Annotated in this window: 22 protein-coding genes and 1 tRNA gene; 14 read left to right on the top strand and 9 right to left on the bottom strand. The window is 39.5% G+C overall.

From position 1 onward, the window contains the following. Positions 1 to 4 precede the first annotated feature (4 nt). The 3 genes from secD to I6E70_RS03385 all read left to right on the top strand — a co-directional run bounded on the left by secD (position 5) and on the right by I6E70_RS03385 (position 3,953). A complete protein-coding gene (gene secD, locus I6E70_RS03395; RefSeq protein WP_007586473.1) occupies positions 5 to 1,864 on the top strand; it encodes a protein translocase subunit SecD in 1,860 nt (619 codons plus the stop codon). Positions 1,865 to 1,873: 9 nt separating this feature from the next. Further along, positions 1,874 to 2,821: a protein translocase subunit SecF gene (secF, locus tag I6E70_RS03390; protein WP_007586474.1), complete on the top strand. Its 948-nt coding sequence runs from the start codon at positions 1,874 to 1,876 to the stop codon at positions 2,819 to 2,821. 322 nt (positions 2,822 to 3,143) lie between these two features. Beyond that, positions 3,144 to 3,953: a substrate-binding periplasmic protein gene (locus I6E70_RS03385; protein WP_197188021.1), complete on the top strand. Its 810-nt coding sequence runs from the start codon at positions 3,144 to 3,146 to the stop codon at positions 3,951 to 3,953. A gap of 53 nt (positions 3,954 to 4,006) precedes the next feature. Here the strand turns inward: I6E70_RS03385 and suhB are convergent, their stop codons facing one another. Beyond that, the gene (gene suhB, locus I6E70_RS03380; protein WP_002957826.1) at positions 4,007 to 4,810 is read right to left on the bottom strand and encodes an inositol-1-monophosphatase; all 804 of its coding nucleotides are present in this window, start codon (positions 4,808 to 4,810) and stop codon (positions 4,007 to 4,009) included. 277 nt (positions 4,811 to 5,087) lie between these two features. Between suhB and I6E70_RS03375 the strand changes: the two genes are divergently transcribed. After that, on the top strand, positions 5,088 to 5,504 hold the full coding sequence (locus I6E70_RS03375; protein ID WP_197188020.1) for a VOC family protein: 417 nt from the start codon (positions 5,088 to 5,090) through the stop codon (positions 5,502 to 5,504). Between the two features lie 38 nt (positions 5,505 to 5,542). On the opposite strand, the gene I6E70_RS03370 is transcribed toward I6E70_RS03375, so the two are convergent. Next, entirely contained in the window at positions 5,543 to 6,211 is a 669-nt protein-coding gene (locus tag I6E70_RS03370; protein ID WP_007586484.1) for a LiaF domain-containing protein, read from the bottom strand. Between the two features lie 328 nt (positions 6,212 to 6,539). On the opposite strand from I6E70_RS03370, the gene I6E70_RS03365 reads away from it, so the two are divergent. The 4 genes from I6E70_RS03365 to I6E70_RS03350 all read left to right on the top strand — a co-directional run bounded on the left by I6E70_RS03365 (position 6,540) and on the right by I6E70_RS03350 (position 8,542). Beyond that, positions 6,540 to 7,106: a BON domain-containing protein gene (locus tag I6E70_RS03365; protein ID WP_007586486.1), complete on the top strand. Its 567-nt coding sequence runs from the start codon at positions 6,540 to 6,542 to the stop codon at positions 7,104 to 7,106. Positions 7,107 to 7,178: 72 nt separating this feature from the next. Beyond that, positions 7,179 to 7,337: a YqaE/Pmp3 family membrane protein gene (locus I6E70_RS03360; RefSeq protein ID WP_002957822.1), complete on the top strand. Its 159-nt coding sequence runs from the start codon at positions 7,179 to 7,181 to the stop codon at positions 7,335 to 7,337. A gap of 376 nt (positions 7,338 to 7,713) precedes the next feature. After that, entirely contained in the window at positions 7,714 to 8,211 is a 498-nt protein-coding gene (locus I6E70_RS03355) for a hypothetical protein (protein WP_197118255.1), read from the top strand. A gap of 254 nt (positions 8,212 to 8,465) precedes the next feature. Beyond that, a tRNA-Ile gene (locus tag I6E70_RS03350) sits at positions 8,466 to 8,542 on the top strand. Between the two features lie 320 nt (positions 8,543 to 8,862). Here I6E70_RS03350 and I6E70_RS03345 read toward each other — a convergent pair. Then, positions 8,863 to 9,192: a 5-carboxymethyl-2-hydroxymuconate Delta-isomerase gene (locus I6E70_RS03345; RefSeq protein ID WP_002957818.1), complete on the bottom strand. Its 330-nt coding sequence runs from the start codon at positions 9,190 to 9,192 to the stop codon at positions 8,863 to 8,865. Positions 9,193 to 9,399: 207 nt separating this feature from the next. Between I6E70_RS03345 and I6E70_RS03340 the strand changes: the two genes are divergently transcribed. The 6 genes from I6E70_RS03340 (at position 9,400) to I6E70_RS03315 (ending at position 14,471) form a co-directional block, all read left to right on the top strand. Further along, complete coding sequence (locus I6E70_RS03340) at positions 9,400 to 9,885, top strand: CreA family protein (RefSeq protein ID WP_165725124.1); 486 nt, start codon at positions 9,400 to 9,402, stop codon at positions 9,883 to 9,885. 29 nt (positions 9,886 to 9,914) lie between these two features. Beyond that, positions 9,915 to 10,688: a hypothetical protein gene (locus I6E70_RS03335; RefSeq protein ID WP_165725125.1), complete on the top strand. Its 774-nt coding sequence runs from the start codon at positions 9,915 to 9,917 to the stop codon at positions 10,686 to 10,688. An 11-nt stretch (positions 10,689 to 10,699) separates the two neighbouring features. Continuing rightward, positions 10,700 to 11,338, top strand: a complete 639-nt coding sequence (locus I6E70_RS03330) for a LysE family translocator (protein WP_165727125.1) — start codon at positions 10,700 to 10,702, stop codon at positions 11,336 to 11,338. 26 nt (positions 11,339 to 11,364) lie between these two features. Beyond that, complete coding sequence (locus I6E70_RS03325) at positions 11,365 to 11,859, top strand: gamma-glutamylcyclotransferase family protein (protein ID WP_007586500.1); 495 nt, start codon at positions 11,365 to 11,367, stop codon at positions 11,857 to 11,859. A gap of 15 nt (positions 11,860 to 11,874) precedes the next feature. Beyond that, positions 11,875 to 13,416, top strand: a complete 1,542-nt coding sequence (locus tag I6E70_RS03320) for a serine hydrolase (protein ID WP_197188019.1) — start codon at positions 11,875 to 11,877, stop codon at positions 13,414 to 13,416. 137 nt (positions 13,417 to 13,553) lie between these two features. Beyond that, entirely contained in the window at positions 13,554 to 14,471 is a 918-nt protein-coding gene (locus I6E70_RS03315; RefSeq protein ID WP_010553374.1) for a histone deacetylase family protein, read from the top strand. A gap of 13 nt (positions 14,472 to 14,484) precedes the next feature. Here the strand turns inward: I6E70_RS03315 and I6E70_RS03310 are convergent, their stop codons facing one another. The 6 genes from I6E70_RS03310 to purH form a co-directional block, all read right to left on the bottom strand. Next, on the bottom strand, positions 14,485 to 14,778 hold the full coding sequence (locus I6E70_RS03310) for a hypothetical protein (RefSeq protein WP_010553373.1): 294 nt from the start codon (positions 14,776 to 14,778) through the stop codon (positions 14,485 to 14,487). 6 nt (positions 14,779 to 14,784) lie between these two features. Then, positions 14,785 to 15,594: a DUF2797 domain-containing protein gene (locus tag I6E70_RS03305; protein ID WP_197188018.1), complete on the bottom strand. Its 810-nt coding sequence runs from the start codon at positions 15,592 to 15,594 to the stop codon at positions 14,785 to 14,787. Positions 15,595 to 15,616: 22 nt separating this feature from the next. Further along, a complete protein-coding gene (locus I6E70_RS03300) occupies positions 15,617 to 18,157 on the bottom strand; it encodes an EAL domain-containing protein (protein ID WP_010553371.1) in 2,541 nt (846 codons plus the stop codon). A 112-nt stretch (positions 18,158 to 18,269) separates the two neighbouring features. Further along, positions 18,270 to 19,553, bottom strand: coding sequence for a phosphoribosylamine--glycine ligase (gene purD, locus I6E70_RS03295; protein ID WP_197188017.1), 1,284 nt, complete (start codon positions 19,551 to 19,553; stop codon positions 18,270 to 18,272). Between the two features lie 15 nt (positions 19,554 to 19,568). Then, positions 19,569 to 20,390, bottom strand: a complete 822-nt coding sequence (locus I6E70_RS03290) for a class I SAM-dependent methyltransferase (RefSeq protein WP_007586523.1) — start codon at positions 20,388 to 20,390, stop codon at positions 19,569 to 19,571. Between the two features lie 106 nt (positions 20,391 to 20,496). Further along, entirely contained in the window at positions 20,497 to 22,083 is a 1,587-nt protein-coding gene (purH, locus tag I6E70_RS03285; protein ID WP_007586526.1) for a bifunctional phosphoribosylaminoimidazolecarboxamide formyltransferase/IMP cyclohydrolase, read from the bottom strand. Positions 22,084 to 22,175: the final 92 nt, after the last annotated feature.

Genomic DNA, 22,175 nt, shown 5'->3' with positions numbered 1-22,175 from the left:
CCCCGTGTTAAACAAGTTTCCAGTTTGGAAGTATTTACTTGTTTTAGCTGTGGTAGCCATTGGCCTTTTATATGCCTCTCCAAACTTGTATGGTCGCGATCCGGCTATACAAGTTTCAGGTGCTAAAGGCGCTGATGTCGATCTCAGTGTTGTAGACAAAGTAAACGCAATCCTTGAAAAAAATAATGTAACCGCTAAATCGACAATACTTGAAGATGGGCAAATTTTAGTTCGTTTAAAAAATGTTGAAGAACAGCTTAAAGCGCATGACTTACTTCGTGATTCGCTGAGCGACGATTACATTTCTGCTATTAATATGGCACCTGCTCAACCAGCTTGGTTAAAAGCAGTTGGTGGTAACCCTATGAAGCTAGGTCTTGATTTAAGTGGTGGCGTACATTTCACCATGGAAATCGACATGGCAACAGCGGTTGATAACCAGCTTGAGCAAATGGAGCAAGATTTTCGTAGCGACCTGCGCGAAGAAAAACTACGTTACCGTAGTGTTCGCCGCGTAGCAGGCTCCGATCGTATGCGTGTAGAAATGCGTACTGAAGAAGACAAAAATGCAGCAGAGAGCTTCTTAGAAACTCGCTACCCGCTAAATGTCTACATTGATGACAGCAGTAACGATAAAGCATTTTTTGCGACAATGAGTGAGCAAAAACTCAAAGAAATTCGTGACTACGCTATCAAGCAAAATGAAACGATTATTCGTAACCGTATCAACCAAATTGGTGTTGCAGAACCTAACGTACAACGCCAAGGCGCTGAGCGTATTATTGTTCAACTACCTGGTATTCAAGACACAGCTCGCGCTAAAGAAATTTTAGGCGCGACAGCAACACTTGAATTTCGTGAAGTAGACGAAAATGCTGATATTAGCGCTGCTGCTCAAGGTCGTATCCCTGCGGGTACTGAAATGATCATGAGTCGCGACGGTTACCCTGTTGTACTTAAAAAGCGTATTATTCTAGAAGGTAGCCATATAACTGGCGCGCAATCTGGCGCTGATGAATACCAACGCCCGCAAGTGAGTATTACGCTAGATAGCAAAGGTGGGGCAAAAATGAATGCCTTTACCAAACGTGCTATTGGTAAGCGTATGGCAACGGTATTTATTGAGTACAAGCCATCAGGTAAAAAAGATGCAGACGGTAAGGCGCTTCCGCCTATTAAGGTTGAAGAAGTTATTAACGTAGCAACAATTCAAGCACGTCTTGATCGCTCGTTCCGTATTACAGGTATCGATAACCCAGCTGAAGCACATAACTTAAGTTTGCTACTTCGTGCAGGTGCGCTTGTAGCACCAATTCAAATTGTTGAAGAGCGCACTGTAGGTCCAAGTTTAGGTCAAGAGAATATTGAAGCGGGTATGACTGCGGTTGCACTTGGTTTTGCGTTTGTACTTGTGTTTATGCTTGTGTACTACAAAGGCTTTGGTATGGTTGCAAACCTTGCGCTTGCGGCTAACTTAGTACTGATTGTTGGTGTTATGTCTTTAATTCCAGGCGCGACACTTACGCTACCTGGTATTGCAGGTATTGTATTAACCGTAGGTATGGCAGTTGATGCTAACGTACTTATTTTTGAACGTATTCGTGAAGAGCTGGCCGATGGCCGCAGCCCTCAACAAGCGATTCATTTCGGTTACGATAGCGCATTTAGCACTATATTTGATGCTAACATCACCACGTTAATCGCTGCCATTATACTGTTTGCAGTAGGCACAGGTCCGATTGCGGGCTTTGCAGTGACACTTGCGATTGGTATTTTAACTTCAATGTTTACAGCCATTGTTGGTACCCGTGCGGTAATCAACTTATTTGTTGGTGGTAAACGTATTGATAAACTTTCGATTTAAGGAGCTGACATGCAAATTTTAAGTTTGGGTAGTAGAACCCTTCGTTTCATGTCTCTTCGTAAAGTGGCTATGGGTTTTTCGACGTTATTAATTTTAGCGTCGTTTGCATCAGTTTTTGTTAAAGGTCTAAATTTTGGTTTAGATTTTACCGGCGGTACTGCGGTAGAAGTTGGTTTTTCACAGCCAGCAGACCTTAAAAAAGTACGTGCTGCGCTAGCTGATAATGGTTTTGCTGATGCATCAGTACAACTATTTGGTTCAAGCCAAGAGATTTTAGTTCGTTTAGCACCGCGCGGTAGTGATGTTAAAGCTGAAGTAATTGGTAACCAAGTAATCGATGCGCTTAAAAAAGCTGATGACAGCGTAGTAATGCGCCGTATTGAGTTTGTGGGCCCAAGTGTAGGTGAAGACTTAAAAGAGCAGGGTGGCCTTGCCATGTTAACTGCACTTATTTGTATCTTAATCTACGTTGCATTTCGTTTTGAATGGCGCTTTGCTGTGGGTGCGGTAGGTGCACTACTACACGATGTTATTATTACTGTGGGTTTATTTTCGATATTAGGTTTAGAGTTTGATTTAACTATATTAGCGGCAATTCTTGCGGTAATAGGTTATTCACTTAACGATACGATTGTTGTATCTGACCGTATTCGTGAAAACTTCCGTAAAGTGCGCATTGACGATACTGTAGAAATTATTGATATTTCACTTACGCAAACACTTAACCGTACACTTGTAACTTCAATCACCACTATTTTAGTATTGATTGCTTTGTTTGCATGGGGCGGACAAACCATTCATGGCTTTGCAACTGCATTGCTGTTTGGTGTGTTTATTGGTACTTATTCTTCGATTTATGTTGCGAGCTCTGTTGCTATAGCAATGGGCGTAAGCAAAGAAGACTTAATACCAGAAGTAATTGAAAAAGAAGGTGCAGACCTAGACGCAATGCCGTAGTAGAGTCTCATTAAATAAAAACCGCTCCTATGAGCGGTTTTTTTATACCTGCAATTTACGAATTTCTCAGGCGTCTAAGTTTTCATTAGCGGATGTAACAGTGCAAGCTTACGAAAACAGTGCTAACTTTGTAGTGTGAATTGGTAGGGCCTTTTTGCAATAATATATAAATCGCCACAGGTTAAGGCACCGGCCACTGAGGCTAAAATAAGCCAAGTGTTATCGCTCTAGTTATCTATTTATTCATGTGCTCAAGGGATGCTTTAGAAGTGTTTAGCCTTTCAGCCAATAATAGGTAATTTAAACAAAGCAGGTAATTATTATGTTACCAATAAAAGTTTCTATCAGTGTATTTAGTTTGTTTGTAAGTTTTTCACTCATGGCGCAAGAGCAAATAATTAATGTTGCTCAAAAGCAAGATACCCAAAACGCACGAGAAGAGTACCTCAATGAGTTATTAGTACGTGCACTTGAAAGTGTTAACTACCCCGGTGTTATCCGAATGGCCCCCATATCAGAACTGCAAAAGCGTAAGTTAATAAACCTAGATGATAACGAATTAGATATGTATTGGAGTATGAGCAGTCCAGAGCGAGAGGCGCTTGCTTTGGCGATAAAAATACCACTATTTAAAGGCTATATAGGTAAGCGAGCTTTATTAACTAATAAGCAAAACTTGGCGCGCTTTAAAAAGGTAAAAAATATTGAGCAGCTAGCTACGTTTTCGGCTGTACAAGGGCACAACTGGCCAGATACAAGAGTAATGTCCTATAACGGATTACATGTAAGGCCGCTTACTAACTACCAAGCCATGTTCACTTTAACGAGCCGTGGTCGAATAGATTACTTTCCTCGCTCGTTTATTGAGGTTAACTCTGAACTTATTGAAAACAAACAAAGTAATTTAGTAATCGTGCCTAATTTATACATAAGTTATCCAACCGGTATTTATTACTTTGTGACTAAGAGTAAACCTGAATTAGCAAAGGCTGTTGAAGAGGGATTAATAATGATGCAGGAAAGCGGTGAGTTTGACGCATTATTTAATGAATACTTCGCAAAGGATTTAAATACACTACCTTATACAAAAGGCAAAACGATAGAGATTAAGCTCGATAACCCTTATTTTTAGGCACAAAAAAAGGAGCCTGAGCTCCTTTTTAGCATACTATTAATAGCATCAAATTAGCGAAGTAACGACTCAGTTAGTACTGGACGAATTTCACGAATAATTGCTTGAGTCAATTTTGGTGAACCACAGATAATATTGCCGCTGTGGTTATAGTTATTACCACCAGCGAAATCTACAACCATACCGCCCGCTTCTTTAACCATAAGTTCGCCTGCAGCAGAGTTCCAAGGTTTTAAACCAATTTCAAAAAATCCATCAACACGGCCAGCTGCAACGTATGCCATATCTAAAGCAGAACAACCTGCGCGGCGAATGTCTGCAGTGTGTACAAACAATGCTTTAAACGCTTCAGTGTATGCATCCATGTGGTTTTTGTTTTTGAAAGGGAAACCAGTAGCAAGTACAGTGCCTGCAAGAACCGTAGTTTTGCTAACACGTAGACGTTTGCTGTTTAACTGAGTGCCTTGACCGCGAGATGCAGTGAAAAGCTCACCACGAATTGGATCATAAATAACAGCTTGGTCTAAACGACCTTTAACTTTAAGTGCGATAGAAACCGCGTAATGAGGGATACCTTTGATGAAGTTAGTTGTTCCATCGATAGGATCTACAATCCATTGGTAATCATCATCCTTGCCTTTATGCTCACCTAATTCTTCACCAACAATAGAGTGAGTAGGGTAAGACTGTAAAATAGTGTCACGAATTACGGCTTCGGCTTCTTTATCAATGTTAGTTACTAAGTCGTTAGCGCCTTTTTGTTGCACTTCAACTTTTGATAAATCTTCACTTGCGCGAAGTAAAATTTTGCCTGCGTTGCGCGCAGCGCGAACCGCAATGTTTAACATTGGATGCATGGTATTACCTTTGGGTTGTAAAAGAACGTTTATATATTTCAGCAGGCGTATTTTAGCGACTTTTGACATAAAGTAAACAATAAACCCCAAATACTTATGTTTGTTTTTTATACAAGATTGAAAAGTGTCTATATTTTTTAAAAAATAATAATGAGCAATTAATAAGTCATTATGTTCCTTTGTGTGTTAATTAAATTGAATTAATTTTAAATAACGCTTTACCTAAAGTTAGCTTGAGGTTTTATCGTGCCCCTAACTTAATTGATAGGACAACATTATGTATTTAGAGCACGTAAACTTAGTCGCGAGTGATATAGATAGTATGCTTAAATTTTATCGCGCTGTATTTCCACATTGGTCGATTAGAAGTGAGGGCAGAGGCGATTGGCATGGAAAACCAAGACGCTGGGTACACTTTGGAGATGACACGCATTACATTGCGATAAGCGATCATGGTGAGGGTGAAAACAGAAACTTATCGGGCCATCAAATTGGTTTTGCACACTTTGCTTATGTAACTAATAATTTAAGCGCAGTAGTAATGCGCTTAAATAAAGTGGGTTTTACTCTAAGCAAGCAAGGTAGCGAGAATCCTTTCAGAAAGAATGTCTACTTTATTGATCCCGCCGGGTTTGAGGTGGAATTTGTAGAGTATTTAAGTGATGTACCAAGCGAGCGAAATAACGATTTATAATAAAATACTAAGCAGCACGCTAAAGTGCTGCTACTCAATTATAGTGAGCGGTTATTATTACCGGTGCCAAACTGGGTTTTTAGCTCATTTGCAAAGCTCATAAATTTTTCTTTAATTGTGCGCTTTATTTTTACTTCAACCGATCCCATAACTGCCTTTCCTTCAATATGAATAGTAGGACCTTGGCGTTTGTTAAGCGACACAGATTTATTTTCAAGACTACTTAAAATACAAAACATTTTAGACACTACATTTACATGCTCTGGTACGTAAATCTCATCGCTACCAAAAATACAGTTAACGTGAATAGTTACATTTTGATGCGCAAAAATGGCATCAGTAAAATCAAGTACCACCGATCCCATAAAGTTACTTAAATATATATTTTTTGGCACGACCCACTGACCGCTTCGTTCGTTAGAGCCTAAAATACTACGTAATGTAAAATCATCATCACTGTTTTGCTGTGCACTATAATGTGGTTTAAATTGCGATTGTTTTTCTGCTTTATATTGCTGATCGGTATTAAGTGTTAAGTCTTCTACTAAGGCTAAAAGAGCGTCGTTATTAGGTGCATCCATCGCGCTATCGAGTCGTCTCTCAAATGCATCAACAGAAATAACCCCATGACTGTAATTATAAATTAATTGGTCAATTACTTGTTCGCGTACTTGCTCTATTGGGCGGTCTTCAACTTTTACAGACATGGGGCATTCCTTATTATATTTACTATTGATACTGCTCTTGATGTTTATATGCAAAGCACGCACCAAATATAATCACCATAATTATCAGTAGGTTAATTTATAATGATGTTTTTTATTTTGTTATATTAACGATAGATTAACCAAAAATGCAATTATCTAGCTATTTTCACTATTTGAGAAAGTTTTACCGAGTAGCCTGTAAATAGTTACACAACTATAGATAATGCCTCACTCCAAAATAAACTCAACCTATTGAAATCTAAGTATAAATAAAGTTGGCCCAAAGCTCGCATTAGTTAAGGTGTCTTTAATCAAAAGGAGAAAGATTATGAAAACATTTAACAAGTCTATTATCGCAGCTCTAGTTCTTGGTACTACGGCTATGGGTGCCCAAGCAAACAGCTGGGAAAACGAAAGTAAAGATGCTTGGATTGATGGTAAGGCAGAAACAGTTCTACTTATGAACACTAATCTAAACAACTTTGACATTAACACTGATGTAAAAAATGGCAAAGTAGTACTTACAGGTAAAGTTAATAGCGAGCTTGATAAAGAGCTAGCAGAAGAACTTGTACTTAGCCTAGATGGTGTATCTGATGTTGATAACAGCCTTACTGTTGTTAAAAGCATGGATACCAAAGATAAAAGCAATGACATGATGGACGATGATGATAACGACCTAACGGACGCTAAAATCACCACTGTAATCACAACTCGCTTCCTGTTTGACTCAGAAGTTGGTGGTACAGACATCGATGTTGATACCGACAATGGTATTGTAACTCTGAACGGTTCAGTAGAGTCTGAAGCTGAAAAACAACTAGCAGTTAAAATTGCTAAAAATGCTGAAGATGTTCGTGACGTAGTTGATAAACTAGCTATTGTTGCTGAATAATACAGTATAGTTAAGGCCCACTAACACTGGGCTTTACGCCTTTTTAATGCTTAATTTAAATGGAGTTTAGTCATGGATATTATTCGTATAATACTTTCGGTTTTATTACCGCCATTAGGTGTGTTTTTGCAAGTTGGCTTAGGTATGCATTTTTGGTTAAATATTTTATTAACACTGCTAGGTTATTTCCCAGGTTTAATACATGCAATCTACATTATTGCGAAAAAATAATGACAGATTATATATTGTGTAAGCCGACTACTGAGGCCTAATGATACAATTGCCACAGTACTGTTCGGCTCACAATATTAGTTTTTAAATTAAATATTTTTATCAAAATCTAATTTTTAATTTACTCAAACTAAGTGATTATTTCTTGTAACTCACTCCCAAAATTCCCTCAGCCAAACCATTGCTTACTTCAATTAAGCTTTCTAACTAACTGCAGTGTTCTGATTCTGTATTGATGCCAGTTAGGAAATCTTTAACATTAGTTTGTTTATATATCTACAATACGCGATTAATTACTCTATTATTTAGTGACAATATTACCATCACTTCTAGTGTTATCATTAAACCAAGCTTTTACGCATATTGAGGTAGCTAATTGAATATTCGACTTATACTGTCAGGCGTTGTGTCATTCGTTTTTTATTTTAGCTGGGCCTACTGGGCGAACAGTTCGGCAGATATTGCTAAATCGGTCACGCTTCAAGCTGCATTAGTACAAGGTTTGTATAGTGGATTTGTAACGCTGTTTTTTACTTTTATTTTAGAAAAGGTCGTCAACAAGTATAAGTCTAGTTATGTAACGCTTGCGTTTGTAACTCCAATTATTTGTATGTTTCATTCTAAAACACCACAAAACGTAGCAATACGACAAAGCTTCAATAATGCAATTAACTCTAGCGCCTCGTATTTAGGTAACAAAAAAATAGCAGGTGTACTTTTTGCGCCTATTATTCCGATTACTATTCAATCGAGCTTAGTGATTATGGTGAATGTAATTAATCAGACACCTAATTTGGCACTTACAGTAGCCCCAAGCATATTTTTTACAGCCTTGTATGCCTACACATATATGTTAGCTTTACTTAAAAAGTAGAGCGTTAAATATAAAAGACTACATGTGGGAGGAGGGTTTTATAATTTAATGCAGAGAATATCATGGGAAATATCTTGTATTTTATGCTTATACCCACCTAAAAGATTACTATTTAAGCAGTTAGCTTACTGATTGTTAAAATAAAGGTGTTTGGTAGTGACAAGCACCTAAAAAGTTTTTATACTGCAACCCGCTTTAGTCGCTCTGTGACTGAACGCTTCAAAAATTAACTGCCTAGCAGTTATATAAAAGTTGGCCCCTTAGCTCAGTTGGTTAGAGCACACGACTCATAATCGTTAGGTCCCCAGTTCGAGTCTGGGAGGGGCCACCACTTTCACAAACTTTCCAAAAAATATCTACTCAAATTATTTAATGCTATATGAATTTAATATCGTGTAATTTATTATTCTTTATCTACCCCTAATAATAAGTATAATTTAAATAAAGTTAATCCATAGATTAAGCTAAGCTTTCTTAAATTTGAAAGAGTGCGAATGCACTATTAAATTCCAGCGTTAGATCGGACGCTATTCATGCTCTGTCTTGTAAATAATAATGAGCTGCATCTGATTTCAGAATACAAAAAAAGCCCCTATTGGGGCTTTTTACTTGCTAGTGTTTACTTCTATTGCTCAAAACTACAAGAGTTAACTAATTTTTACGGTATATCTCATGCTCAATATCGTAAATATTTACGCTTAAACTGTCTGATGCTCTGCAGTATGTTTTTAAGCATGAAAGTAATAGTTCGCTTAACATTTGTTTTTGCTCAATTGAGCGTCCCGCTAAAATATGTACCGCGATATGTATAAACCCTGATTTTCCTGCGCCAAGTTGATATTGCTGATAAGCAATGGCGCGTGTTTTGATGGTTTCTAATTCAAATAAGTTACTTTCGAAAGCGGTAGTATGAATTTTTTCTACCAGTACTTGTGGTAAAACAGGGAGGTCTTCTGAGTGTTCAATAATAATGTGCGGCATTTAGGCGTTTCCTATTATGAGTTACTGCATGAGCGAGAGTTAATTGTATCAAATACAACAGGGTTCGCTAAACCCTGAGCTATCTAAAATCTTTACTTTAAACTAATTTAGTCGTATTTATTTTTGATGTTAGTATAAAAACAAACAGGTGAACCTTCGCTTAGTAACGTAGGTGTTAAGTTACTTATATATTAATTAAGGATAAGTATGAAATTACCACAAAAATTTAGACGTTTAGCTTTACTTACAGGTGCAGTTGTTACATTAAGTGCTTGCTCTGACGATGTTGCATCGGTAAGTCTGGGATTATTTACAACTAAAGATGTTGTGGTTAATTCGCAGCAAGATCCAATCCTTAAAGGTGTTACTTGTCATATTAGTCATATAGAGGCTAATTTGGACTTTTCTGATCCCTCTGATATGTCTATAGCATGTCGTCAAACGGGTCCTATTACAGCGCAGCAGCTACAAAAAATAGACCGCAGTAAATCAGGTGAAGTGATATTCAAATCATCTAAAAGTATATTATTTAAATCACTAAAAGTGCGCCGTATTTACGATGCTGAGAATCGTACTTTATTGTACTTATCGTATTCAACTAAAGAATCCAGTGGTAGCCACCACCATGCACTATCAACAGTGCCGCTATACAATACTCAAGCGTGGGATTGGGCACTTACACAAAAAAACTAAACTAGCACTAAAACTTATAAGAGCACCTTATGTTAGCTTTATTTAAATCGGCACCTTTATTGGAAGATCAAGAGCAGCAATGGCTTATTGATACATTTATTTGGGCTGTAGAAAATTTTGATGCAGAGTTTTTTACAAAGCACACTCAAATAATACTGCCAACGGCCACTTTTTTCCCTGATTCGGTATCGAGCATTGAGGAAATGGCGAGTAATGTTTTTACCCGGGTTACTAATTACGCGGGTATGAATGCATGGCCTATTCAATTAGTCGCACCTCAGCAGTTACAACCGCAAGTTTTTCCGCACTTTGAATTTAGTGATGGAATACGTGGCGAAGGCAGCCATCTAATTGTGCCGCCAAGCCATAAGGTCAGTATCTCTTTTAATCCTAATCAGATTAATCAGCCACAAGATTTAGTGGCAAGTTATGCGGGTACTCTGGCCACCATACTTATTCATCACGTTGGGGTGCTACCGCCAGGAGGTAGGGAGTATTTACCACAAGCTGCCGATGCACTTGCCTGTTTTTTAGGATTTGGTGTGATGATGAGCAACACGGTGTATCAGTTTAAAGGCGGTTGTGGCTCTTGTTATAATCCATACGCTAACCGTGAAGCTAAGTTAAGTGAAACACATACGGTATTTATGCATGCCCTGATTAGCTACTTTAAAAACGATAAAGTGTCTAAAAAGCATTTAAAGCCGCATTTACGTGGTCAGTTTAAAAAAGCGCAAAAAGAAATTAAAGCATTGGTAAATAACTCGGCTAACCCGCTGTTATTAGCTTATTCGCCAAACTAGCAAGGATCTGCGTGGAATACTTAGATGAATTTTTACTGATTGTTATTGCTCATTTTTTTGCAGTAGCAAGCCCAGGGCCCGACTTTGCCGTAGTACTTAAGCAAAGTGTGCAACAAGGAAGGCGCAATGCATTGTGGACAAGCGCCGGTGTTGGCGCTGCTATTTTACTGCACGTTGCCTATTGCGTTTTAGGTGTTGCGCTTATTTTAACGCAATCGCCTAGTTTATTTATGGCGCTTAAGTATCTTGCCGGTGCATATTTAGCTTATTTAGGCGTACAAGCACTCAGAGCTGCAAAACCTCCAGCAAGTAATGAAGGCGAGGCTGCAAAAGATGTTGAAAAAAAAACCGTCCAAGAAGAATCCGTTTGGCTTGCTTTTAGGCGCGGCTTTTTCACAAATGCATTAAACCCAAAAGCCACGTTATTTTTTATGTCATTATTTACACTCGTGATTAGCCCAACAACACCGACTAGCGTACAGGTCGGTTACGGTGTGTACATGGCATTGGCTACTTGGGCGTGGTTTTCAATGCTTTCAATAATACTTTCTAGAAATAATGTAAGGGGTTTTTTCCAACAACGCGGTTATTGGTTTGACCGTGGAATTGGCGTTATTTTAATTGCTCTTGCAGTACGTGTTGTTATTTAACTTATTTAAAAAGTACAGGAGATAAAATGCCGTTATATAATTTTTCGTTTGGCTCCAATATGTCATCTAATCGTTTGTTAGCGCGCTTACCTAATGTAAAGCGTGTAGGAACAGCGGTACTTAAAGGTTACGAGCTAACTTTTGATATGCTATTTAAAGATGGCTCTGGCAAATGCAGTATTTGCCCAAGCGATAAAGAAGGCGCGCTGGTTTACGGCGTTATTTATGAGCTTAATGAAGATGAAAAAGTTATTTTAGATGGTATTGAGGGCGTAGGTTACGACTGCGTAGATATAGCCCCAACGCTTTTAACGGGTGAGACTGTAACTGCACATTGTTATATAGCTAATACCCATGACAGCGATGTACTCCCATACGATTGGTACATAAAACACGTTCATCGCGGATCACTTGAAGCGGGCGTACCAAAAGAATACAGTGATGCGATATTAAATCGCGCACAAAAAAGCGATACCAATCAAGAGCGCGCAGCAATTGAATTTGCAGTTCATCAAAAATAATAAAATAGGATTGATATGAAATTAACCAAACTTGCCGCAATTGCACTACTAGCAGGCACTTCGTTTAGTAGCTGGGCACAAGTTGATACCAACAAAATTGACGACGTTATTAAAGCGTCAATGGCGCGTTTTGACGTACCCGGTATGGCAGTCGCCATTGTTGAAAACGATAAAGTAATATTTGCTAAAGGCTTTGGTGTAACTAATCTCGATACCAACAAAAAAGTAAACAAAGACACCTTGTTTGGTATTGCTTCAAACACGAAAGCGTTTACAACAGCAGCGCTTGCCAAGTTGGTTGATGAGGGGAAGTTAAGCTGGGATGACCGCGTAATTGATCATTTACCAGAGTTTAGATTATACGACTCATACGTAACACGCGAAATGCGTATTCGTGATTTATTAAGTCACCGCAGTGGGCTGGGGCTAGGGCAGGGCGATTTAATGATTTGGCCAAGTACCGATAAGTCAGTTGATGAAATTTTAGCGGGATTACAGTATTTAAAACCAGTGAGCAGTTTTCGTAGTAAATACGCTTATAACAACTTGATGTTTGTTACCGCTGGTGAGGTGGTTGCACGTGTGTCGGGTATCAGCTGGAACGATTACATCGAAAAAAATATATTACAGCCGCTGCACATGGATAACTCACGCGCGGGATTTTCACGTATTCCAAAAAGTAATAAAAACTGGGCGACAGGTCATATTCCTATGGATGGCACGCTTCATCCATTTTTTGTGAATTACTTAGAAGATTTTAGAGGTGCAGGTGCCATTGCTTCAAGTGTAAGCGATATGAGCCAATGGCTTCGTACGCAATTAGCAGGCGGTAAAATGCCAAGTGGCGAGCAGCTGTTTAGCGAAAAGCAACAAGCGCAAATGTGGCACCCACATATTACGTCTATGGCGTCTAAAAGTGCGTTTGAATCGTATCATCAGCAGTTTAGGGGTTATGGGTTAGGTTGGAGTATTGAAGACTACCACGGCTTTAAAAAGCTAGGTCATGGCGGTGGTATTTTAGGGATGGTATCGCAAGTTACTTTATTGCCTGAGAAAAAACTCGGTATTGTTATTTTATCTAATCAACAAGCTTTCGGTGCACTTTCGGCAGTAACCCATGAAGTACTTGAAGATGCGCTTGAGCTTGAAGATAAAGACTGGGTAGAGGATTTAGCTAAAAGTCATTTTGAAGGTAAACAACAGGCGTACGCTAATGCAAAACCAGAAGCCCCCGCTGACTACCAACCACAATTACCAAACATTAATTACACCGGTACATTACACGATGATTGGTATGGCGATGTAATTATTGAACAACTTGATAGTAAATTGCATATTGATTTTACGCATACTAAGCGCTTAAAGGGGACACTTGAGCATTACACTGGAAATACATTTATAGTTAAGTGGGATGAAAAGCTACTTGAGGCGGATGCGTTTATTCGTTTTGAAATGAGCTCACAAAACCGTGTAAACAGCGCTAAAATGCGTGCAGTATCAACACAAGTTACCGACTTTAGCTTTGATTTTAGAAACCTACATTTAAAAGCAAAATAGCTAATAACATTGATATTCAAGGTATCGATATTTAAAGTGTCGATATTTAAAGTGTCGATATACACCAAAGTCGCAAAGCCACCATTAGGTGGCTTTGTTATATTAAACACTCAATTTACTTTGGCTAGGAGCATTTTATGCGTACTGCAGTTATTTCACACCCTCATTGCCGTAAACATAAAATGATAGACGACCATCCTGAGTGCCCAGAGCGCTTAGATGCAATTACCGACAGGTTATTAGCCAGCGGTGTAGATGTTGGCTTAACACACCTGCAGGCACCTAAGGCCGAGCGTGAGCATTATTTACTTGCTCACGATGAGGCTTTAGTTAAACACGTAGAAACTACACTACCAACCGAAGGACTCGCTAATTTAGATGGCGATACGTGGTTGTGCCCCGATTCGTTTAAAGCGATTGAGCGGGCAGTAGGTGCCGGGTTGTTAGCTGTTGATGAAATACTTGCCGATAAACTCGATGCTGCTTTTTGCTCAGTACGCCCGCCAGGGCATCATGCTAATAAAGATTCATCATCTGGGTTTTGTGTGTTTAATAACTTAGCTATTGCCGTTAAGTACGCACAAAGCAAAGGGATTAAGCGGATTGCGATTGCTGACTTTGATGTACACCATGGTAATGGCACACAAGACATTTTTATTGATGACGAAAACGTACTGCTTTGTTCGTTATTTCAGTATCCGTTTTACCCAAATACAGCGGTTAAAAATAATAGCCATATAGTTAATTCTCCTTTGCCAATTGCCAGCAATGGCGATGACCTAAAAGAGGTATTTACTGGGCAATGGTTACCAAAATTAAAAGCGTTTAAGCCTGAATTACTTTTTATAAGCGCAGGGTTTGATGCACACCTAGAAGATGATATGGCGAGCTTAAAGTTTGTAGAGGATGACTACATTTGGCTTACCGAGCAACTATGTGGTGTTGCTAAAGAGGGCGGCTGCAAAGGTGTTATTTCGTATTTAGAAGGTGGCTATGCGCTATCAGCTTTAGGTCGCAGTGCTGTAGCGCATATAAAAGTGCTTACTGATATCTAAATAAAGAGAGTGTTTATAGCCCTAATAAATCAAACGCCTGCGCTGTGCTTAGGGTTTTGATTTTACCAAGGCAGCATTGTCCTTCATTTAATAAGTAAGCTGTAACAAGCTGTGCTAGTTGCTCGCCATTCAATTCAGGGCAAGCAGTGCCTTGTAAATTAAGGTAGTCACCTTGCTTATTAAGTACTCGCACATCGCTTAGTTCACTTTGCATAACGCTGTGTAAGCACTCTTGTTGCTCTTGTTGGTTATGGGCTATCTCAAGCTCATTATAAATAACCAATAACTGTGGGTAGCTGTTTAACATAGCCCGTTAGCCTACGGTTACTTCATAAGACGTAAATTTACGAATATTAATAACGCCTTTTTCAAAAATTAAGTATTGGCCTTTAATACCTTGTAAAACACCACTTACAACAGGGTCTTTATCAAAGTTAAATGAGCTGATTTTTGTTGGGTATTCGGTTACTGGAAAGTTTAAATTAACCACATCTTCATCAAGTTGTTCTATTGCTGTTGCGCCAAATAATTCACTGAGCTCGTTTAGCTTTTCACTAATTTGTGGGATCAGCTCGGCTGCAGCTGCTTTTAAGTCAATTGCTTCGTTTTGACCTTTTAGCATATTGCGCCAATTCGTTTTATCGGCAATAAATTCAGCCAATGCAACTTCCACTAAACCTGATTGCAGGCGAGTTTGCACTTTAAAAATAGGTAATGCCTGAGTCGCGCCTTGATCAACCCAACGAGTCGGTATTTGTGTGTGGCGGGTAATACCTACTTTTAACCCAGAGGTGTTAGCGAGATATACATAGTGCGGGATCATGCAGTTTTCTTCGCCCCACTGTGGCTCTCGGCAAGTACCTTGATCGTAGTGGCAGGTTTCTGGTTTCATAATACACATATCGCAACTAGCGAGCTTGCGCATGCATACAAAACAGTGACCTTGAGAATAGCTTTTTTTGGTTTTTTTACCGCAGTTAGAACATAAAATAGTGCCACTAAAGGTAAGCGTAAGCTCCTTACCTATAAATGCATTTAAGTCTACTAGGTGTTCACCTACAGGTAAGTGATATTGTACTGGTTCGGTTAAGCTCGATTTTAATTTACGCAGTGTGCCTTGCATCTTTACTTGGCCCCTAAAGATGTTAAAAAGAGGAGTCTAACATTTTTAAGCTATATTGGCTTTTTAAGAAGTGTAAATAGTCGGTGTAAGGCAGTGCTTTTGCGTATAAATAACCTTGGGCGTAGTCAGCGTTCATATCTTTGAGTAAGTGATGGATTTCTTGGGTTTCTACCCCCTCAATTGTTATTGATAAATTGAGGTTATGCGCCATATCAATGGCTGTTTGTACAATAACTTGGTGAGTAGGGTTATTAGGTAAATCAAAAACAAATGACTTATCTATTTTAAGTTCACTAAAGTGATAATTGACTAAGTAGCTAAGTGACGCATAGCCTGTCCCAAAGTCATCCAGTACTACTTTAATACCTAATGCGGTTAGCTCATCAACTAACTTTATAAGTGCATCCTGGCTATCTACGAAGGCCGATTCGGTTAGTTCAAATTTAAGTAACTGTGCCGGCACTTGGTATTTAATTAAAATATTTTCTACTTTTTCGGCTAAATTATTTATAGTTAAGTTTTTAGCGCTTAAATTTACGCTAATTGTGTGCTCGTTATAGCCATTTTTTGTAAGCTTGACTATGTCTTTACAGGCTTGCTCTATTACCCACAGTGTTAGCTCGTTAATAATGCCTGTGTGCTCAGCAAGTATTATTAGTTCTTCAATTGATAAGTTGCTGTAAGTTGGGTCGGGCCAACGTAATAAAGCTTCAGCACCACTTACGTGGTTACTTAATAAGTTTATTTGAGGTTGGTAATAAAGTGCCAGTTGATTTGTTTTGATTGCTTGTTGCAGCTTAGCGGCTAGAGCAACGTCCATCATTAGATTATTACCGTTTGACGATGACCCAACTTGATTAACGCTACCTTTTGCTTTTTTAAGCGCTAAATAACCACGCTTTAACCAATATTCAAAGTCGTTACTCTTACCTGCACTACTAATACCTATACTGTAACTAAGCTGCAGGTTTAGCCCTTTAATTTCATATTGTTTTGGTAGGCTGCTAATTATTTTAGTCAGTAGTGCTTCTAGCATTTCTTGGTTTTGTGTTTTAGTAGAAATACAGGCAAATACGCCACTGCTTAAATCGGCTAAGCGTGGGCTGGTGTTTAAATCTGTTTCGAGGTTTGTAAATTCGCGTTCATGGCTGAGTTCTAATTCAAGCTCTTTGGCTACATGCTTTATAAGTGTGTAGCCCTGAGAAGAGGTAATAATTGTATTGAGCGAATTAAAGTGACGTATTTTTATTAAACATAAAGTTGTTGAGCGGTTTTGGCTTTGTAGCGCCATAAATGCTTGTTTTAGCTTGGAGCTATTAAGTAACTTTGTTTGTTGTGTGTGCGTGGCATGGTAAAGCGCACGTTCGCGCTGATACCTTACTCGGTCAGCTAACGCCATTGCCATTAAAATAACTTCGCACAAAATAGCCATTAAAAAGGCATGGCGGGAGGTAAAGCTATAAGCCAAAAAGCCGGTCAGCTCCATAGGCTGTATTACCGCACCAAATATCAGCGGTATCCACGAAAGTACATAAAACTTAGCCCACCTAAAGCCGCTACGTAGCTTGTTATAAATTAAAATAATACAAACAACGTATAAAAGTGCCATTACACAAAAAAACAACGGGGCTGCAATGTACTCAGGAATAAATAGACTAGCTATAGCCATTACTGACATAAACAAAAGCAGTTTTACGCTCATTTTGTATCGCCAGCAATTGTCCTTGTGATAGCGTAAAAACATAGTACAAAAGGCGAGAGTGAAAAATGATATTGCGTAGTTAAAAAATATGACTTTTTCGTGAATATATAACTGCCATTGCACTGGCCATAAATAAAATCCAAAACCAAGCACTGCACCCAATAAGGTTAACGCACTAATGATATAGCCAATATAAATTAAATAAACACGGTCTTTTATGCCAAAATAAAGCACCAAGTTATAAAGCGCAGCCATCAATAGCACGCCTACAAAAATACCCCAGATCCCAGTTTGAGAGCGCACTAAGTCAATAAACTCTTTATCACGATATAAGTTTACAGGTGTTTTACTTATGCCGACTGTGTCTATTTTCATTACTAGGCGCTGTGACGATTTTCTTTCTACTAAAAAACGAATATGCGGTACGCTGTATTCAAACAAAGAGAGGGCTTCTTCTTTATCGCCGAGTTTGTATGTTTCAATTAGTTTGTTGTTTTTATCGAGGCGATAAACCGTAAGGTGATCGACCATAGGGTTGTCAAAATGTGCCACAACATTTTGCTTGTTAAGGCTTTTATTTTCTAAATCAAGAAACAACCAATAGTTTTGCTGGCTAAAACTCCATGGAACATCTGAAAATGGTTGATGAGTAAGTAATTCAGGTTGGTTAATGATGGTATCGAATGTTTTAGTTTTGGTTTCGTCAATATAGTAGGCGTAATCGAGGTACATTGGAGCCGTTTTATCAATTGTATATCGTGTAGGCACGACAAGGTTTGATGCCAATGTACTGATTATAAAAAATATAAATATCAGTATGGCAACAGCAATTGCATGGTAACGTAAAGTTCTTAGTTCCAACGTTAATTTACTTTTAAAAAACCTTTTAATTAGTGTAGCACTAAAAAAGCGCAGATAAACTGCGCTTTTGTAGTTAAATTAACTGGTTATACCAATGAATAGGTATTACAGGCTATTGCTCGCGTGCAATAGCACGGTAAGCTATATCAGTACGATATTCCATACCATCCCAGCTAATTTGTTTAACAAGCTCATAGGCGCGCTGCTGCGCTTGCGTAACGGTGTTACCAAGTGCTGTTGCGCATAATACGCGACCGCCTGCGGTTACAACGTCATTGCCACTTTGCTTAGTACCCGCATGAAACACTTTTTCACCCGCAGGGTAATCAACTTTTAGCCCCGAAATTGCATCATCTTTAGGGTAATCACCAGGGTAACCTTTAGCTGCAAGTACAACACCAACGGCTGCGCGTGGGTCAAACTTAATCGTTGTTTTATCAAGTTCTACACGGTTAGCAGCTTCAATCAATTCAACTAGGTCTGATTGTAAACGTAGCATCATTGGTTGAGTTTCAGGGTCGCCAAAGCGACAGTTGTACTCAATTACTTTAGGAGTACCTGTTTCGTCAATCATCAAACCTGCGTATAAAAAGCCGGTGTACGGATGGCCTTCGCTTGCCATGCCTTCTACCGTAGGGTAGATCACTTCGTTCATAATACGCTGGTGGATTTCATCCGTAACAACTGGCGCAGGGGAGTATGCACCCATGCCACCCGTGTTAGGACCGGCATCGCCATTGTAAGCGCGTTTATGGTCCTGACTGGTAGCAAATGGTAATACGTTTTTGCCATCAACCATTACAATGAAAGACGCTTCTTCACCGTCTAAAAACTCTTCGATAACAACACGACTTCCCGCATCGCCAAAAGCATTACCCGCAAGCATATCGCGAATAGCATCTTCGGCATCGGCTTCCGTCATTGCTACAATTACGCCTTTACCCGCAGCCAAACCATCTGCTTTTACAACAATTGGCGCGCCTTTTTCTTTTAAATAAGCAAGGGCTGGGTCAATTTGTTCAAACGTTTGATAATCGCCTGATGGGATATTGTGGCGCGCTAAAAAATCTTTAGTAAACGATTTAGAGCCTTCAAGCTGGGCTGCGCCTGCCGTTGGGCCAAAAATAGCCATGTTATGTTCACGAAACTTATCAACAACACCCAGTACTAACGGTATTTCTGGACCTACAATAGTAAGCTCTACCTTGTTTTGCTGTGCAAAACTAAGTAAACCCTCTAAGTCGTCAACGTTTATTGCTACGTTTTCAAGTTTTGGTTCAAGTGCAGTACCTGCATTACCAGGGGCTACAAATACAGTATTTACTTTGGTGTTTTGAGCGGCTTTAAACGCAAGTGCGTGTTCGCGGCCGCCGCTGCCAATGACTAAAACATTCATGGCGAAAATTCCTATTTAAAGCGGTTTCTTAAATTTCAGCGTCATGCGGTCGCTTTCACCAATGGCTTTATATTTGTCAGCATCTTGTTCGCCGAGTCTTAAGCTTGGTGGTAGCGTCCATACACCTTTAGGGTGATCGGCCGTATCTTTTGGATTTGCATTTATTTCACTGCTTGCTACTAATTCAAACCCAGCTTGTTTAGCAAGGTCTACTACGTAGCTCTGCTTCATATAACCTGATGTTTTTTGATCTTCGTCAGCACGCTCTTCAGCTAAACGGTGTTCAACTAAACCTAATGTACCACCTGGTTTAAGGGCTTTATAAAAAGCTTGGAATGCACTTAATGCACCGCTTTTATCTTTGCCCATATACCAGTTATGCACATTACGGAAAGTTAAAACCATATCGGCACTGCCAGCTGGCGCAATATCTAAATGTGTTACAGGTGCAAACTCAGTAATTTTAACGCTACTAAAGCGCTCATCTTCAGCTACTTTTTGTTTAAAGCCCGCAAGAGAGCGTTGGTAGTAGCCAACTGATGAATCAGCAGGAAAGTGCGCGGCATAATAAGTACCTTGCTCTTTTAGTGCTGGCGCTAAAATTTCACTATACCAACCACCGCCTGGCGCAATTTCAACAACTGTCATAGTTGGTTTAAAGCCAAAAAATGCAAGTGTTTGAGCCGGGTGACGATATTCGTCACGAACGCTGTTTTTAGCGCTACGTTCGCTTGATTGAAGTGCATGCTCAAGGCTCGATTCGTGGTTATGGCTAAGCGCCATAGTCGATGTCATCGTTAGTGTGGCTACAAGTAGCGATTTTAGCGCAAATTTCATTGTTTGTTCCTTCACATTATAATTTTAAATAGGTTATTGAATAATCAGAATACGTGAATTTATAGCAAACAAAAAGGGTTAAACCAACGTTTAACCCTTTGTGTGATTAGTGGCGGAAATGGCGCATACCAGTAAGTACCATTGCCATGCCAGCTTCATCAGCAGCTGCAATCACTTCTTCATCACGCATTGAGCCACCTGGCTGAATTACCGCAGTAATACCAGCGGCTGCTGCTGCGTCAATTCCATCACGGAATGGGAAGAATGCATCAGACGCCATAACTGAACCTTTAACTTCAAGGTTTTCGTCGGCAGCTTTTATGCCTGCAATTTTAGCTGAGTATACGCGGCTCATTTGGCCTGCGCCTACACCAATGGTCATACCGTCACGGGCATAAACAATTGCGTTTGATTTAACAAACTTAGCTACTTTCCAACAAAATAGTAAATCTTTAAGTTCTTGCTCTGTAGGTTGGCGCTTAGAAACAACTTTTAAGTCGCCTTGCGTTACCATGCCTAAATCGCGGTCTTGAACTAAAATACCGCCGTTAACGCGTTTAATATCTTGGCCAGCTGCTTTACCTGTCCACTGTCCACATTCTAATAAACGAACGTTCTTTTTAGCTTCAACAATTTTTGCAGCGTCGCTCGAAATACTAGGTGCGATAATTACTTCAACAAACTGACGATCAACAATTGCTTGTGCAGTTGCTGCATCTAGCTCTCGGTTAAAGGCAATAATGCCACCAAATGCTGATGTAGGGTCTGTTTTAAAAGCGCGCTCGTATGCTTGTAGAATATTGTCCCCAATTGAAACACCACACGGGTTAGCATGTTTTACAATTACGCACGCAGGTACGTCAAATTCTTTAACACATTCAAGTGCTGCATCGGTATCTGCAATGTTGTTAAACGAAAGGGCCTTACCTTGCAATTGAGTTGCTGTTGCAACTGATGCTTCAGCAATGTCACTTTCAACATAAAAAGCAGCATCTTGATGTGAGTTTTCACCGTAACGCATATCTTGCTTTTTAGTGAACTGCATATTGATAGTACGTGGGAATTTAGTCTCTACAGCAGCTTCCTCGGTGTAATCAGGAACCATTTTACCGAAGTAGTTAGCAATCATGCCATCGTATGCGGCAGTGTGCTCGTAAGCTGCAATCGCTAAGTCAAAACGTGTTTTATATGTAGTAGAGCCATTATTGTTTTGCATTTCACTAATAACACGGTCGTAGTCACTCGCGTTTACCACGATTGTTACGTCTTTGTGGTTTTTAGCGGCTGCACGAACCATTGTAGGGCCGCCAATATCAATATTTTCAATAGCATCTTCAAGGCTGCAGTTTTCTTGAGCGACTGTATTCGCAAAGGGGTATAAGTTAACTACAACTATGTCGATAGCAGAAATGTTGTTATCTGCCATTACGCTTTCATCTTGTCCGCGACGGGCTAATATGCCGCCGTGAATTTTTGGGTGAAGAGTTTTTACGCGACCATCCATGATTTCAGGGTGGCCTGTGTGATCTGATACTTCAGTCACTTTTATGCCGTTATCAGCAAGTAGTTTACATGTACCGCCAGTTGATAATATATCAACGCCTTGCGCTTCTAGTGCGCGGGCAAATTCAACAATACCGGTTTTATCAGACACACTTAATAGTGCGCGACGAATGGGACGATGAGTATCCATTGTAGTTTGATTTCCTCAGTTAATGAGCTAGCTTAGAAGCGGGCATTTTAACTGATTACAACTCAAAAAACGACTTATAAAGCGCCGATGAG

This window comes from Pseudoalteromonas sp. NGC95 (assembly GCF_015864705.1).
In the GTDB taxonomy this organism is placed as follows: domain Bacteria; phylum Pseudomonadota; class Gammaproteobacteria; order Enterobacterales; family Alteromonadaceae; genus Pseudoalteromonas; species Pseudoalteromonas arctica.
This window is presented reverse-complemented; position numbering and strand designations above follow the sequence as displayed.

Bases quoted from the DNA above. Each gene is read 5' to 3' on its own strand.
- purH (WP_007586526.1), bottom strand. From the start codon at position 22,083: ATGGATACTCATCGTCCCATTCGTCGCGCACTATTAAGTGTGTCTGAT.
- I6E70_RS03325 (WP_007586500.1), top strand. From the start codon at position 11,365: ATGCCGTTATATAATTTTTCGTTTGGCTCCAATATGTCATCTAATCGT.
- I6E70_RS03315 (WP_010553374.1), top strand. From the start codon at position 13,554: ATGCGTACTGCAGTTATTTCACACCCTCATTGCCGTAAACATAAAATG.
- I6E70_RS03345 (WP_002957818.1), bottom strand. From the start codon at position 9,192: ATGCCGCACATTATTATTGAACACTCAGAAGACCTCCCTGTTTTACCA.
- I6E70_RS03370 (WP_007586484.1), bottom strand. From the start codon at position 6,211: ATGTCTGTAAAAGTTGAAGACCGCCCAATAGAGCAAGTACGCGAACAA.
- I6E70_RS03340 (WP_165725124.1), top strand. From the start codon at position 9,400: ATGAAATTACCACAAAAATTTAGACGTTTAGCTTTACTTACAGGTGCA.
- I6E70_RS03365 (WP_007586486.1), top strand. From the start codon at position 6,540: ATGAAAACATTTAACAAGTCTATTATCGCAGCTCTAGTTCTTGGTACT.
- I6E70_RS03290 (WP_007586523.1), bottom strand. From the start codon at position 20,390: ATGAAATTTGCGCTAAAATCGCTACTTGTAGCCACACTAACGATGACA.
- I6E70_RS03310 (WP_010553373.1), bottom strand. From the start codon at position 14,778: ATGTTAAACAGCTACCCACAGTTATTGGTTATTTATAATGAGCTTGAG.
- I6E70_RS03385 (WP_197188021.1), top strand. From the start codon at position 3,144: ATGTTACCAATAAAAGTTTCTATCAGTGTATTTAGTTTGTTTGTAAGT.
- I6E70_RS03305 (WP_197188018.1), bottom strand. From the start codon at position 15,594: ATGCAAGGCACACTGCGTAAATTAAAATCGAGCTTAACCGAACCAGTA.
- suhB (WP_002957826.1), bottom strand. From the start codon at position 4,810: ATGCATCCAATGTTAAACATTGCGGTTCGCGCTGCGCGCAACGCAGGC.
- I6E70_RS03375 (WP_197188020.1), top strand. From the start codon at position 5,088: ATGTATTTAGAGCACGTAAACTTAGTCGCGAGTGATATAGATAGTATG.
- secF (WP_007586474.1), top strand. From the start codon at position 1,874: ATGCAAATTTTAAGTTTGGGTAGTAGAACCCTTCGTTTCATGTCTCTT.
- I6E70_RS03335 (WP_165725125.1), top strand. From the start codon at position 9,915: ATGTTAGCTTTATTTAAATCGGCACCTTTATTGGAAGATCAAGAGCAG.
- purD (WP_197188017.1), bottom strand. From the start codon at position 19,553: ATGAATGTTTTAGTCATTGGCAGCGGCGGCCGCGAACACGCACTTGCG.
- I6E70_RS03320 (WP_197188019.1), top strand. From the start codon at position 11,875: ATGAAATTAACCAAACTTGCCGCAATTGCACTACTAGCAGGCACTTCG.
- I6E70_RS03360 (WP_002957822.1), top strand. From the start codon at position 7,179: ATGGATATTATTCGTATAATACTTTCGGTTTTATTACCGCCATTAGGT.